Source organism: Calothrix sp. CBUCES-K 9914 (assembly GCF_059640475.1).
Genome location: NZ_JBXXZH010000072.1, coordinates 1 through 14285 on the forward strand (window position 1 = coordinate 1; position 14285 = coordinate 14285).

The window sequence follows — 14285 nt, forward strand, 5'->3', positions numbered from 1 at the left end:
CTGCTTGGCAAAATCAGCTAGTTTTTCCAGTAACCAGAGAAAGATTTTGTCACGATATCAAAACTACTTTTCCCCAGTTAAGCGAAAAGTTATATGTTCTAGACCCAGGAGATATTCTTTCTTTTAAAAACGGAGAATATTCTCATTTTACGGCAAGCTCTCAATATGCAAAGATGGTTGTCAATGATAGAGAAACTATAGATTTTTCTCCAGTAAACCTAGGAAACACATTAATAGATAGCAATTCAGAAAATTATGATACTGATTTAATGGAATTAGCCATTAATGAAGAATTGTCTGTAAAATTAACCAACTTCATTCAAAATAATTTAGAGTCACTATTTGATGAGCATTGCAACTGGGATGTAATTTACCAGATAGAAGTAGTTTTCCCTAATGGCTCTCAGAAATGGCATATCGATTTTTCTCAAAAACCAATTAAAGTTTCTTCAGGACGTAATCCTTTAGCTAATTTATTGAGTTATATTACAGCTTCAGGTCTTTATAGTCTAATTCAAAAGAATAGAGACTGGGAATACTTAATGTGTAGCGGAGAATACCGGACTTTTCATAAAATTTATTCGCTGGCGCCAAAAGGGCTTATTTCTGCCGAAAAATCTGTAATTAAAGACCCTATCGAGTTGATGTTGTCTTTAGCATATGTTGGTGGTGAAAATATTTATAAGGAGTTAGAGAAATACACAGTTGATATAAGTAATGTTCTAGAAGGTCGAGAGGCACCTGCTATGTTAAGAATTGGCAATGTTTTGTTTAAAACAAAGCAGACAAGTAATATAATATAGCAAACTGTTCAAAAGTTGTAAAAAATTATATCCACGTAGAGACGCGATTAATCGCGTTTCTACAACATGCAATTTTTACAAATGGTTTAGGATTACTATATCTTAAATAAATATTATCGAAAATAGGAAGATTAGACATGAATGATTCAATGCAATTTTCTGTTGGCTTAGTCGTAGTTTCTTTAATACTATTAATATCTCTGTGGTTACCAGACATTATTAGTCGAGATTAAGTTGTAAACCTCTAATCAAAATAATTTCAATTAAACCATAATTTATCCCCCCTAGCCCCCCTTAATAAGGGAATGGCACGAAAAAAGAACCACAAAGGCACAAAGGACACAAAGGAAGAGAGAACACCCCAAAATTAATGACACAGAACACTAGTGGTTCGTGTCATTAATTCTGGTAGGTTAGGCGTCTCGCCTGACCGGACGCACAGGCGGGACGCCTATGCTACAACACACCAAAATTAATGACACAGACCACTATTCTATTTGCCGCGCGGCAAGTCGAGCAAATAAACCTCCTTGTTGAATCAACTCTTCAAAGTTACCTGATTCCACCAAGCGACCTGCTTCAATTACATATATCCGGTCAGCATTGCGAACGGTACTTAAACGGTGAGCAATAACTACGCGCGTAGCATTTAACCTATCTAAACTCTCAGTAACAATCGCTTGTGTACGGTTATCAAGCGCACTCGTAGCTTCATCCATCAGAATAATTTTTGGCCTTAATACTATTGAGCGAGCAATCAATAACCTTTGTCGTTGTCCTCCGGAAAGGTTTGTACCACCCTCACTAATAACGGTATGCATTCCCATTGGCATTTGCTCAACATCTTCCGCAAATCCAGCCATGCGTGCTGCTTCCCAAGCTTCATCTAAAGTCACTAAAGCTCCACAAGTAATATTATCAAATATTGGCCCGGAGTTTATCCGACCATTTTGCAACACTACCCCTAACTGGCGCCTTACAGCTTGGACATCTAACCCTGACAAGTCTTGACCGTCGTAATAAACTGTACCGCTTAAAGGTGTCTCAAATCCTAACAACAACCTAAATATAGTTGATTTACCGCTACCACTTGGACCAACAAAAGCAACAAATTCACCCGGTTCTATTTTAATGCTGACATCATCAAGGGTCATCGGACCATCTTCACGGTAGCGGAAAGTAACGTGGTCTAAGTAAATTCTTCCCGTTAAACGACCTGGGTCTGCACTTGAGGGGTTAGCTTCTGGCACCCCTTGTACAATTGGTTTAGCCCGTTCCCATAGTGGTACAATTTCTAAAATGTCAGTTAATGTGTTGCTTAAGTCAGTAACACCACCTACAAAAGTTCCAAAGGCTGAATTAAAAGCTAGAAATGTACCCATATTCAACCCATTACCCCCACCAGCTTGAGCCATTTGAATAAACATAATTGCGAACCAATACAGCAGTATTGAACTGACCAAAGGCAGTGCTTCGTTAAACACCGACACGCTGTCATCAATCTTTTTAATACGTGCTTTGATTTTGACTCGTTGACTATAATTTTTCGCCCAAGCTCCAAACGCGCGCTCTTCAGCTGCTGCTACCCTTAACTTTGATACTCCGTTTATCAATTCCACTACCAGCCCACTAATGTGACCATCTGCCGCTTCTAAGCTACGGTTTTTACGTATGAGCAAAAAGCTTGATGAAACAGTAACTATAACTGCAATCAGCGTTAAACCCATTCCCACTAAGGCTAGTTGCACGCTGTAAACAAACATCAGTCCCAAATTTAACAGCGAGAAAACCCCACTTAAAAGGCTGCGTTGTGTGGCGCCACTGAGTTTAGCACGAATATGACTGACTGCTAACAAACGACTTAGCAGGTCACCAGAAGAAAAATTGCGGAAAAAAGCCGGCTTGAGATTAAGCAATTTATCCCAAACTGCTGGTTGTAAGATGGCATCGGCTGAATTTTCTACCCGCAGAGACAAAATGCCTTGAGCCATTTGAAACACAGATTGTCCGATCGCTGCTGCAAATAGACCCAAACCAATTTGTAATAACTGCCTTTTGTTGCTATCGGGAATTGCATCGTTAACTAACATCGCAGTTGCTTGGGGTGTTACCATACCCAGCAAAGTTCCTAGCACACCAAGCACTATGACCCCTATTAATGACTTCGCATTTCCAAAGATGCCAAACTTAAATAGCTCTAGGGAATTACGAATTACTAACGGCAAAGGTCTATACAACATTTGCGCTTCTGGTGACAGCGTTTGTGCTTCGGCTTTAGTTACTAACTTGCGAGTCCTAGTTTCTGGTTCGAATAAAAAATAATGATTTCCCTTGTGTGGCAACAACGCCACAGGATTTTTGTCAGGTTGGGTATAAGCTAGTAACGGGCCTTGGTCTTGTTGCCACCAATTTCCTTCTAGTAACACGCGACGAGTGCGAAATCGTGACGCACGAGCAATTGCTTCCAAAGGGTTGCTAACTCTACTCATGTCTTCCGACTGAGCTGGAGGGTTAACATTTATTCCCATTGCTCGACCCACTGCTCCTACAGCAATTAATAAAGGTGTCCCTTCTTGAAAGAAGCTAGTTTTTTGAGGATGTAGCACGTCAGTTAACTGACCCAAAGCTACTTCTGCGACTTGACGGTTAAGGTTTCGCCGTTCTTGAAAACGTTGAAAATCCTCCTCTGTTCTCTTTGTACTCAGTAAATCTATGTAGTAAAAGAAATAGCTATGTAACTTGGTTAAACTTCTAGACAACTGTTCAAAATCATCTTCCTCTAACTCAGAAGTGCGAGAAACTTTTACCTCTAGTAAGTCCTCTGCTTCTATCCACATTGGAGAGGTTAAGGGAAAAATGCCAGAACTGTCTTCTAATTGCAAGTCATCAAAACCCATCCATTTGGCATCGTTATCTGCTACACGCACCCAAATTACTTGTTTTGCGGCACTTGTAAGCGTTTGTCCTTTTTGTAACGATAAGTAGCGCGACTGATCTGCCACTACCAAATTCATGGGTAGGTGTAGCAAATTATCATTGATTGCATCTCCCAAATGTTTTATCCAATCTTCTAAAACAGTTATTGTCTCCAAGTTCCCATTGGCAACTTCTGCGAAAAAATCGCTTATTGGTACTGGCCAAAGTTCGGTTTCTTCGATCGCGACTGCTAAAATACCCCATTCGTTAAATAATTGGGCGCCAAATAAAGCTTCACCTTCACTGACGCTGAATAAGTAACGACGGTTACCTTTTACTTCTCCCTCAATAACTTTTGTCGCGAATAGAGCTAATGTACCTGACTTTATTAACCATACTTTTTGAGGATCGGGTAATAAAGGTTGATTGCCTTTGACTATTTGAGTTAGTTGATGGTGATTTAATTCAAGCATTAGTTTTTTATCCTAGTTTTTATCCTTCTTCGCTACTAATTAAGCGCGCGTATGCTCCACCTTGATGGCGTAATTCTTCATGATTTCCTCTCTGTACAACTTTGCCGCGTTCAAGGACAATAATTTCATCACAATCGCGAATTGTGCTTAAACGGTGAGCAACAACGATACAGGAGCAACCACGGCGTCTGAGGTTGCGGTCAATGATTAATTCTGTTTCTGCATCGAGCGCGCTCGTAGCTTCATCTAGTACTAAAATTGCTGGGTTTCTCACTAAAGCTCTGGCAATTTCTAAGCGTTGGCGTTGTCCTCCGCTCATATTTGTACCGCCTTCTGCTAGTTGAGCATCATATCCAGAAGGCATATTTAAGATCAGGTCATGAATTACTGCATCTTGACAAGCACGTACAATATCTTCTTCTGGTACTGTGGGATCCCAAAGCGTGAGATTTTCTCGAACTGTCCCCGCAAATATAAAGATATCTTGTTCTACCATTGCTAGAGAATTTGCCAAAATTGAGCGGAGAATTTGGCTCCTAGATGTACCATCAAACAGAATTTCCCCACTCCAAACTGGATAAAGACCCGTAACGAGTTTGGCAACGGTAGACTTTCCAGAACCACTACCTCCGACAAATGCAACTCGTTGTCCCGGTTTAATTGTTAAGTTTAAGTTTTCGATTAGTGGCGGCTCTAAACGACTATAACCAAAGTTGACATTTTGCAGTTCTATGTAGCCTTGTAACTGAAATGAATCTTTTTGAATAATAAACCCTTGGTTATTAGTCTCTTTGCTAACAGTGCGCTCTGATTCTGGGTCAAGGGGATTTTGCATTACATCGTCGAGTCGGTTTAAGTCAGCATCTAGTTCTTGGAGTGTACTACCGAAATTTATTAAATTATTAACTGGTTTCAGAAATTCTTGAGTAAGAGTTTGGTAAGCAACTAACATCCCGATACTCAAACTACCACCCATTACCCGAAAACCACCAACAACTAGAATAGAAGTTGTTGCTAATGATGTTAAAAAGGTTGGTAAATTTGAGAGAAGTTGACTAGGTAGACCTAATTCTTGTTCAGCGTTCAGCATTTTGGCGTAATAACCACCAAACTTAGCAAATAAATCCGACTCCAAACCACTAGCTTTGATTGTTTCCATCGATTGGATACCACCAATGGCAACACCAGCTACTTTTCCATTTTCTTGAGCAACTTTCATGTTGGCATCAACACGACTGCGCGCTAAAGTTTGCAGTGCAAAAAAGTTGAAGGCAGCAAAGAAAATAGCTAATGCTGTCAATACCCAGTCGTATATGCTCATAATAATAGCGTAAAAAACTATCATTAAAGTATCGATGATAGTAGTTGCCAAGCGTCCTGAAAGTATGTCAGCAACTTTATCGTTCAATTCGTTTCGACTGCTGATTTCTCCCGTAAAGCGCTGTGCGTAAAATCCTATGGGTAAGCGTAAGGTGTGCCAAAGAAAATTACCAGCCATCCCGACTGATAGCTTAACCATTAATCGTCGCAAGTAAAGAAGCCGCATTCGCGCGAGCAATCCTTGGCTCAAAGCTGTTAATAGCATTCCCAAAAGCAAAGGTCGTAGCCACTCTTGGCGATTTTCTACAAGAATTTCATCCACAAATACTTGAGAAAAAGCGGGTACAGCTAACCTTGGCATAGTTAACAGAACCCCTGCAATTAAACAAAAGATAATTGCACCTTGAGAGGTTTGGAGACGAGAACTCAAAGCTGCGAGGACATTCTTTTTTCTACCACCTTTTTTAAATTCGGGGCCTGGTTCCATAAATAGAACGACACCCGTATAAGCTTCGTCAAACTCATTCAAAGAAACCCGACGACGACCAGTAGCTGGGTCGCTAAGATAAACGTATTCTTCAGCAAAACCTTCTACTACCAAAAAGTGGTTGAAGTTCCAAAAAACAATGTAAGGTGGCTTATAACTTTTTAGGTCTTCTATAGACTTTTTAAACCCTTTAGCCTCCAAGCCATAAAATCTTGCAGCTTTAAGTACGTTTGAGGCTTTACTACCATCGCGCGAGACACCACACTCAGTCCGCAGCTCGGCTAAGGGTACAATGCGACCGTAATAACCCAGCATAATTGCCAACGAAGCGGCGCCGCATTCCACTGCCTCCATTTGTATTAACGAAGGAGTGCGAACGCGACCCGATTGGCGTTTAAAAAAAGATTTAACAGATTTCAACGCGCTACCAATATTCATAACCCAGAAAATTAGTATAATTACTTTTAATCACTGTTTGATAATCATTGTCTGATGTACCCTATTGAACACCAGTCAAAGACCGGAAGATAGGAATTACATAAGAAATAGGAGCAACCTCTTCAACTTGTACCCGTACTTGTGCGGTAGTACCAGGTGATATTGGTAATTCAGGCCCCTTAGAAGAAGACCATTCAAAACCACTAGGGTTTTTTGGATTCTCCTTCAGTTCTGCAAAAATTTGTACTGTAGACCCACCACCACTAGAAAGGCTTTGAGCAATACTATTAGCTATATTTTCGTTACCGATAACTGTTGTCATATCTTGATTTGTCACCGGGAACGCAGTTATTTCTTGTACTTTCCCAACTATTCCACCATAACGTTCGCGTTTAACAGTACTAGGAGTGACTTGTAAAGTCATTCCAGGTTTAACTTGTTTGCCATCTTTATCAGCAAAATACATAACGCTCATAAGTTTAGCTTTCGGGTCAACAATTTCAATAGATGCAAGACGAGAACCAGCACTAATTGCTTGACCGGCAACAATTGGAACTTGTAATATACGACCGTTGTATTCGCTAACGATTTTGCTTTTTTTATCTAGTTCTAAATTTAGTTGTTCAATTTTACGCCTAGTTTCTCTAACTTGGTTTTCTCTTTGAGTACTTTTTTCGATTAGTTGTTGCTTTAATTGAGCTTGTTGAACATCAAGTTGTTGAATTTGAGTATTAATTTGCCGAATCGAGTTGAGGTTTTGTAAGTTTTGGGATTGTGCATCAGTTTCTTGACGGTCGAGTTCTTTAAGTTGAGCTTGTAAGTCAGATATTTTAGTTAGATTTTCGTTTAACTGTTGCTCGATTTGCAATAGTAAATCTTCGGTAATTGCTTTTTGTCTTCTCAGCTCACGGTGAATCTTGAGACGTTCGTTAAGTTTAGGTGTTAAGGCTCTAGCTTGTTGTAAACTTTGTTGGAGACTTAAACGCCGTTGAGCGATAGAACCAAGGCTTTTATCGAGTACAACTGGTCTAAATTTTTGAGTAGCTGCCAAGTTGTTCTTCAAATCTTCTCGCTGTTTCACTAAGTTATTGCGTTGTAACGCTAGTCCTTCGTTATCTAATCCAGTACTTTGCTGATTTTGAGCGAGCAGTTCATTTAGCTTCAATTGCTCTTGACGTAGTTGTTGTCTGAGTTGTGGTTGGTCAATTGTGCCAATAACATCTCCTTTTTTAATTGTGTCTCCTGTCTTAATACTTAATGTTAAAACTTGACCTTCACTTATAGCTTGAAGAGCCACCACATTCCGGGGTCGAATTAGTACAGCTTGACCATTAACAGTCATCGGGATGCGACCAACAACACTCCAAGTAGCACCAGCAAGAACTAAAAATCCAATTGTTGCTAGTGGTAACCAGGCTTTGGGGCTAACCACTCGCATCATTTGGTCGAGTTGCTCTGGAGAAGATAAGCGTTCGAGTGATTCTTGGCGGAAAATTTGTTTACCTTCAGTCATAACTATCCTTAATGATTGTGTAATTACTTGTACATTGAGCTAAGATAAAACTTTCAAACGCTTAAGCATCCAGTCAAACCGCGCGCCTCCTAAAAAGATGTTGTCCATTAAATCCAAATCAATTTCATCATCATATTGCAAATTTTGAGATAATCTTTGTCCCACTTTGTAGGAGCTTTTTCCATATCCAATACGATTGATTAAGCTTTGTAATCTCGCAGAAATTAGGATTGCAATTAGTCGATAAAAACGGGCGCCAGTCGCGGAGTTTTGCTGAAGTTTTACAAACAATTGTTGTTTTTTAATAACTAAAACTTTGGAAATTTCGAGAGTTGTGAAAGTATAGTTGGATAAGCGGTTATCGATAAGGGTCGTTTCACCAATAATCTCGCCAACAGAAGATGTTGCTATTTCATATCCTGGTGAGTCTTCTTCTGGTGAGCTTTCTAACAATGAAAAAACACGAGTCAGCGAGCGTGCGGTTTCTTCTTTAAAAGATACAGACACACTCCCTTGTGTCAATATATATATATTTTCCGCTGCTCTACCCGCACGGATTAAAACAGTACCAGGAGATACAGTTTCAAAGAGACTGTGTTCTATCATCCAATCTACATCACTATCACTGAGTTCCCCAAAGAGCATCGGGCCGTCTTGCAGGGGTGGAATTTTGATGTTACGACGACTTGTAAACTTTTTAATTAAGCGTTCAAAGCGGTCTAAAACTAAAATAGCGACTGCTCGGTAAAAACGAGAAGCAAAACCAGTATCTTGACGTAGTTTTGCTAGTAAGTCACGGCTAGATATAGACAAAACAACAGAATTTTCTAAAGCTTTAACCGTAGTTACTGATGGGCTAAAATTCAGCAAAGAAACCTCACCTAAGATTTCACCAGTAGAAAAACGCCCAATTTCTTCCTCTATCTCGTTCTCATCTTCAAGAGCAGCAAAAACTCCAGCTAAAGCACTGTTAGAGTTTTGTTTGACACTAGCGCTAAAAGTGCCTTCTAAAACTATATATAAACATTCGACTTGGCGTTGCTGCTGAATGAGGACATCCCCGCGAGTAAGTCTTTCTTTGCGACCATTAGAGATTATCCAGCTAATGTCGCTATCATTTAACTGTTGAAGTAAAACCTCTGTCATATGCCTTTTAATTAAGGTATTGTTTTGATTAATTTTGGGAAAAACCATACGGACAAAGCAAGACGAATGCAAGTCAAAATGGCTTACCCCAATCGAGCATGAGGGTTATTTGTGCATTCGCTAATTCTTCCAATGTTAGTTTTGATAATGTTAACAACATAGAAACTTCCTCGGTTAATGTTCTTGACTGAGTAAAAAACTGTTTATCAAAATCCTCCAATTTTTTTGTCGCGCGTATTACTAAAGCTTGGAGAATTTTGAAGGCGCCCTCGCTAAGTGGAGGTTCTCCTCGATAATTTTGTAACCTACCTCCTTCACGGTAGTTGGGGAATGATTCCAAACCAAGAAAATGGAGAAACCAATCGGCTCGATAGTACCCGATTGCAGCTACAATACCTCGGTAGTCAGCAATTAATTCATCTAATAAGTTATTACGCATAGAGCCTAAAAAGCGACGAGTAAAGTAATGAGTACATTCATGCTCTAACCGAATTTTTAAAGAAAGTTGTTGCCATTCTGTTTCGGTTAATCCTAATTGCAAAGCTGGTATATTGCTGTAACCACCAGTGCTAAGAATAATAAATCTATCCTGATATAACTCTTTGCGTTCAGTCAACCGTTTAAATTCACGATTCCAGTCAGATTCAATGTTATTAGTTTGTTGCGCTTTCCATTGCTGTTGATATTGGTAAATACGATTCCAGTTATTGTAACCACTAACAATACAAGCTCCCATCGAATCTGGTATGGGTTGCGGTTCGTTGCGTTTTGTAATTGCTTGCACTAAAGTCACAAAATCTTGACGGTTACCAGCAATTATTACGGGAATTGAGCCAGCAAGACTTTGGTGTATCTGAATTTGTAATTTTTCTGGCTCGTTAAAAATTAACCCACTAGTATTTTTAGTATTATGATCAAATTTTCCTTGACGAGTTGCAGCACGATACTCCTGTGTTTCACTAATACCTAAGAGGATAGGAAATCGCAACTGTACTAAAACTTGTTTTAAAACTTCATATGCTCCAATTTTTTCAGCTTCAATTACGTACTGTTGCCAAGCAGCAATATAAGCTTCTGTTGCCGGGGGAAAAGTTTGCGGAAGTTGCCATTTATCGCTTGTAAAAATATTTTCGTTGTAACTTAGTAGTTCCGTTATCTCTGAACTACTGGCATCAAATTCTGCTAAAACCTGGGTACGTAATTGTTGCTGGTTCATAATCTTTAAGGTTATATAACTTTATTCATTTATTATTAAAATCATTTCCTCGACGATTTTGCACACGATATTGTTCTAACCTCCTAAGAGCCATTTCTAAGCTAACTTTCATTCTTGTAAAAGCTTCTACAAGAATACCGATTTCATTGTTAGATACATTTCCAAATTGAGCATTCATATCACCTGTACTTACAGCTTCTGCAACTTTGACAACTTGATTAATAGGGCGAGCAACATGTTTTTTTAACCAAAAGTTAGCAATCAACACAGTAATCGTAAAAATCACAGTGATACATCCTATTATCCATAACAATGTTTGAGTAACTTTTTGCGTAACAATACTTGCTGGAACATAAACTACCTGAGCTCCTAAAACTTGATTTAATTGCCAATTAAATCCATTGTTCGTTCCATATAAGCTAATCATTCCCGTTGGCGCCTGAGCAGGGGTACTGTGGCATCTGAGACAACTAGAGTCCTTAATAACTATAGGGGAAGCAGTATAAAAAGCTTTGCCTTCAGGAAGAGAAATAAAGTCTTGAAGAATTTTCAGATTGCGTTCGCTACTAAAACGTTGTATCAGCTTTTGTTCAAATTCATTCGCTTTATCTTCAGGATTAGTAGGATTAAGCATTGCTTCTATATAATTATATTCTGCGTACATTGGATAGGCTTGACGCAGCAGTTTAAAAATACTTTTTGCCGTGTAAGAAGGGATAGTTTGGAGTACAAATTCATTAGCTTTCATGCGTTCTTCAAATCTCGGAGTGATTTCAGCATTCGTATACTTACGAGCAGAATCTACAAGATTCATCACTACATTTGCCGTTGAAGCGACTTCATGCCGCGCTTTCAAATTCAACACATGAGCCAAAGTTAAGCCACTCAATATCATACCACTAACAAAAATTAACAATATTGCTAGAGTGAAACTTTTAGCTAAACTAGTTTTTTTGCCAGTTATAAATCGTGTGTAAGGCATAAAATCTTAAAAATTAAAAATTGGCGGTGAGTGAAGTGTTTGATAGAATGTTTTTTACAATCCCATCTATAGCTTCAGAAATTGGATGATTAGGATAGGTTATGCAAAATATACCGCTACTAGCAAGCCGCAAAATATCTTTTGATTCCGGAATAATTGCTGCTACTGGAGTTTGATAAGTTGATTCTACTTTCTTTTTCAAATCCTTAAAGTCGTAATCAGTTAATGCTTTATTAATTGTGAGTAATAATGATGGTACTTTCAGCTTGCGAGCAACATCCACTGTCACCGCAGTACCTTGAAAATCTTGTTGGTCGGGTCGAAGTATTAACACAACAATGTCTGAAGTTGTAAGTGAGATTAGCGTTTCTTGGTTTAGACCAGGGTGCGTATCTATAAACAAATAATCAAGCTTGATATCTTTGATTAAGTCTTTAAAACCTTCTAACAGCAACTCAACATCAAACCTTTCACGCAACACGCGGGAAATATCGTTCAATTTTGTACTAGAAGGAACCAAATAAATGCGACTGCGAGCTGAGGCTTGCCGTTGAAGAACATTTGTGACATCATAAGCTGCGTCCCGAATAGCGCATTGACCCCAAAGATAACTATTCAGAGTGAATTTTACTTGATTTTCGTTTAAACCAAAGAGAATGTGAATACCAGGTGACTGAATATCGGTATCTACAATACCAACCCGATATCCCTTACGAGCAACGGATGCAGCTATATTTGCTGTTATATTTGACTTGCCAGTGCCACCTCTGTATGAATGAATAGAGATTATTTTGGGCATAATTTAAGTAACCTCTTAATAATTTGTAATTAATTTTGTACTCCTTCAGTCCCTCAGAAAGTTGATGCTGGTAGCTGAATTTGCTATTTTGCTTTCCAGTTCCGGAAATTTTTCAGCCACATTTGATTGACTTTTGCTGCTTCAACCTTCAAAATACCATTTTGTGTTGTTTTTATCAGTTAGGTAATGGCAGAAAAAGTAATATCTTTAGGGAGAAAAAGTAATAACCGCACGTTACTAGTTACAGGACTCTACTTGCTTTAGAGCAGAAGTCCGACGTTTTGTACTCAACAAGGTACACGATTGCGTTTTGGTTAAATCATATTACCTCCTTAATAAAGGCGTCAATTTTTTTTATTAAATACTTTTTCTGATTTAATTAGATCACGCCAAAGCAATTGCAGGCAGTTCTCTCGAAATCAGATTTATTTTTGATTACGGCGTTGTATTCTAATTTTTCTCCACCCCCAAACTTATTGAACAGATATGTTATTTTCTGCTTGCTGAATATTAAATTAATATTCAAATGGCATGATAAATAAACAATATTTTCTAAACAGTAGCTCGGCACAGTAGAAAAGTTTTCTTGAAAATTTAACAGAATTTTATTGAGCTTATACTCAATTACTTGATGACTTGTGGCAAGAGCTAACACTTGTTGGATAGTGGGGTGCAAAATAAAGTGAGCTTGCATTTTTCTTACTGAGTCTACTGCTTGCGATTTAATCAGAGCATGACTCATAATCAGATTAACTTTTTCCATTAAAATTTCTTCACATATTTTTTCAATAAATCTCCTACTCACATGCTCCAGAATAACAGGCTGTAACGTAAATAGCGAAGACTGTTTTTCGATAAGAGAACGACGTTTCAAAGACATCAAAGCTTCAGGTAAATTTTGTTTAGCTTCCGGTAAGTGAAAATCTTCTATAAGTTCCGCTAATGAAACTGGTTTACGATTAATTGCTAACCAATACATCACCGACTGTTCAAAATTCGACAAGCGTCGAAAATGATTATCTAAAGTTTGGCTAATATCATCAAAAACCATTGAATCTTTTTCGCAAAATTCTATAAAATCTCCCAAATTACTATCAAATAAATTTTGTAGACCTCGCGCGGTTCTCTTCAGAAAAAGTGGATTTCCACCATAGTAGTCAATGAGCCATTTCCATTGTTTTTCCGAACCAGAAAACGAACCTTTATCCTCAAAAATAGCTCGTCCTGCATTCAGTTGCAACCCAGACATATGCAACGAACGCATCGGAAGCTTTTCTCCTTCCAACAAATCGATTTCTCTTGGTTTTTCTGTTCCAATCAGTACTAAATTACTTTGGTGATGTTCTTCTGCAACATGTCTGAAAAGTTCACGGTATCCCTGATGCTCACAAAGATAGCAACCAGTTTTGTCGCCAATATCCAAAATTGTTTCGATATTATCTAAGACTAACAAACAACGCGAGCTATGTAAATATTTCATTAGCAGAGAAACTTGATGCTCTAAATTATCTGGTAAATTCACCTCAGTTTTTTGTTGATGAGAAAAATTGCAAATTATTTCTAAAATTAAATCCTGAATTGATGCAATATCCTGCAAAGAACGCCAGTAAATATACTCAAATCGACGTGTTTGGTCTGGTGTTTGTACCATAGATACCAATTGCAGTAGCTTACAAGTTAAACTGGTTTTACCTATACCAGATATACCGAAGATACCTATAAGACGACAGTGTTCTTCTAAAATCCACTTAGACAAAACTTCTAATTCTGCCTCACGTCCATAAAAAAACGAAACATCTACATTCTGCTGCCAAAGAATGTTCTCTTTTACACTGTTACCCATAAATAATTCTTTTTCTAAAAATTGCTTGTTCGCTAGTAAAAATTGCCGTTTGATGACAGAATGCAAGTTATTCTTGGTAACTCTTTCATTAAATACGTTACTAAGAATCTGCCAAAGTTGATAACCAATCGTCTTCAGATATTCAGGACTATAACCATAAGTATTAGCACATTCTAAATAAGACTGACCCTCCCAAGAAGCACGAAACACTATCTCTTGAACATTAGTGATACTCTGTTGCGGAATATATTGATCTACTATAAATAAAGCTTCTTCAACATTCATTTTTCACTTCCCCGTATTCTGATCACATCACCCAGTTATTATCTAAAAAATGAATTGATATAAT

General features: G+C 38.3%; 8 protein-coding genes and 1 pseudogene. 1 reads left to right on the forward strand and 8 read right to left on the reverse strand.

All coding sequences use genetic code 11. The features are described from left to right. Positions 1-803, forward strand: a pseudogene (locus AC2JBO_RS17560) (MBL fold metallo-hydrolase); the annotation flags it as partial. A gap of 488 nt (positions 804-1291) precedes the next feature. Here the strand turns inward: AC2JBO_RS17560 and AC2JBO_RS17565 are convergent. From AC2JBO_RS17565 to AC2JBO_RS17600, 8 genes are all read right to left on the reverse strand, one after another. Then, positions 1292-4192: an NHLP bacteriocin export ABC transporter permease/ATPase subunit gene (locus AC2JBO_RS17565; RefSeq protein ID WP_496954940.1), complete on the reverse strand. Its 2901-nt coding sequence runs from the start codon at positions 4190-4192 to the stop codon at positions 1292-1294. Between the two features lie 19 nt (positions 4193-4211). After that, positions 4212-6437 carry an NHLP family bacteriocin export ABC transporter peptidase/permease/ATPase subunit gene (locus tag AC2JBO_RS17570; RefSeq protein WP_496954941.1) on the reverse strand — a complete coding sequence of 742 codons (2226 nt, stop codon included), beginning with the start codon at positions 6435-6437 and terminating at the stop codon, positions 4212-4214. Positions 6438-6498: 61 nt separating this feature from the next. Beyond that, complete coding sequence (locus AC2JBO_RS17575; protein WP_496954942.1) at positions 6499-7950, reverse strand: NHLP bacteriocin system secretion protein; 1452 nt, start codon at positions 7948-7950, stop codon at positions 6499-6501. A gap of 39 nt (positions 7951-7989) precedes the next feature. Continuing rightward, positions 7990-9096 (reverse strand): cyclic nucleotide-binding domain-containing protein, encoded by a 1107-nt coding sequence (locus AC2JBO_RS17580; RefSeq protein WP_496954943.1) that lies wholly within the window; start codon positions 9094-9096, stop codon positions 7990-7992. 73 nt (positions 9097-9169) lie between these two features. After that, complete coding sequence (locus tag AC2JBO_RS17585) at positions 9170-10312, reverse strand: DUF7005 family protein (protein WP_496954944.1); 1143 nt, start codon at positions 10310-10312, stop codon at positions 9170-9172. 25 nt (positions 10313-10337) lie between these two features. Continuing rightward, positions 10338-11294 (reverse strand): Tll0287-like domain-containing protein, encoded by a 957-nt coding sequence (locus AC2JBO_RS17590; protein ID WP_496954945.1) that lies wholly within the window; start codon positions 11292-11294, stop codon positions 10338-10340. Positions 11295-11307: 13 nt separating this feature from the next. Next, positions 11308-12093: a MinD/ParA family ATP-binding protein gene (locus AC2JBO_RS17595; protein WP_496954946.1), complete on the reverse strand. Its 786-nt coding sequence runs from the start codon at positions 12091-12093 to the stop codon at positions 11308-11310. A gap of 379 nt (positions 12094-12472) precedes the next feature. Then, positions 12473-14221 (reverse strand): helix-turn-helix domain-containing protein, encoded by a 1749-nt coding sequence (locus AC2JBO_RS17600; protein ID WP_496954947.1) that lies wholly within the window; start codon positions 14219-14221, stop codon positions 12473-12475. Positions 14222-14285 lie beyond the last annotated feature (64 nt).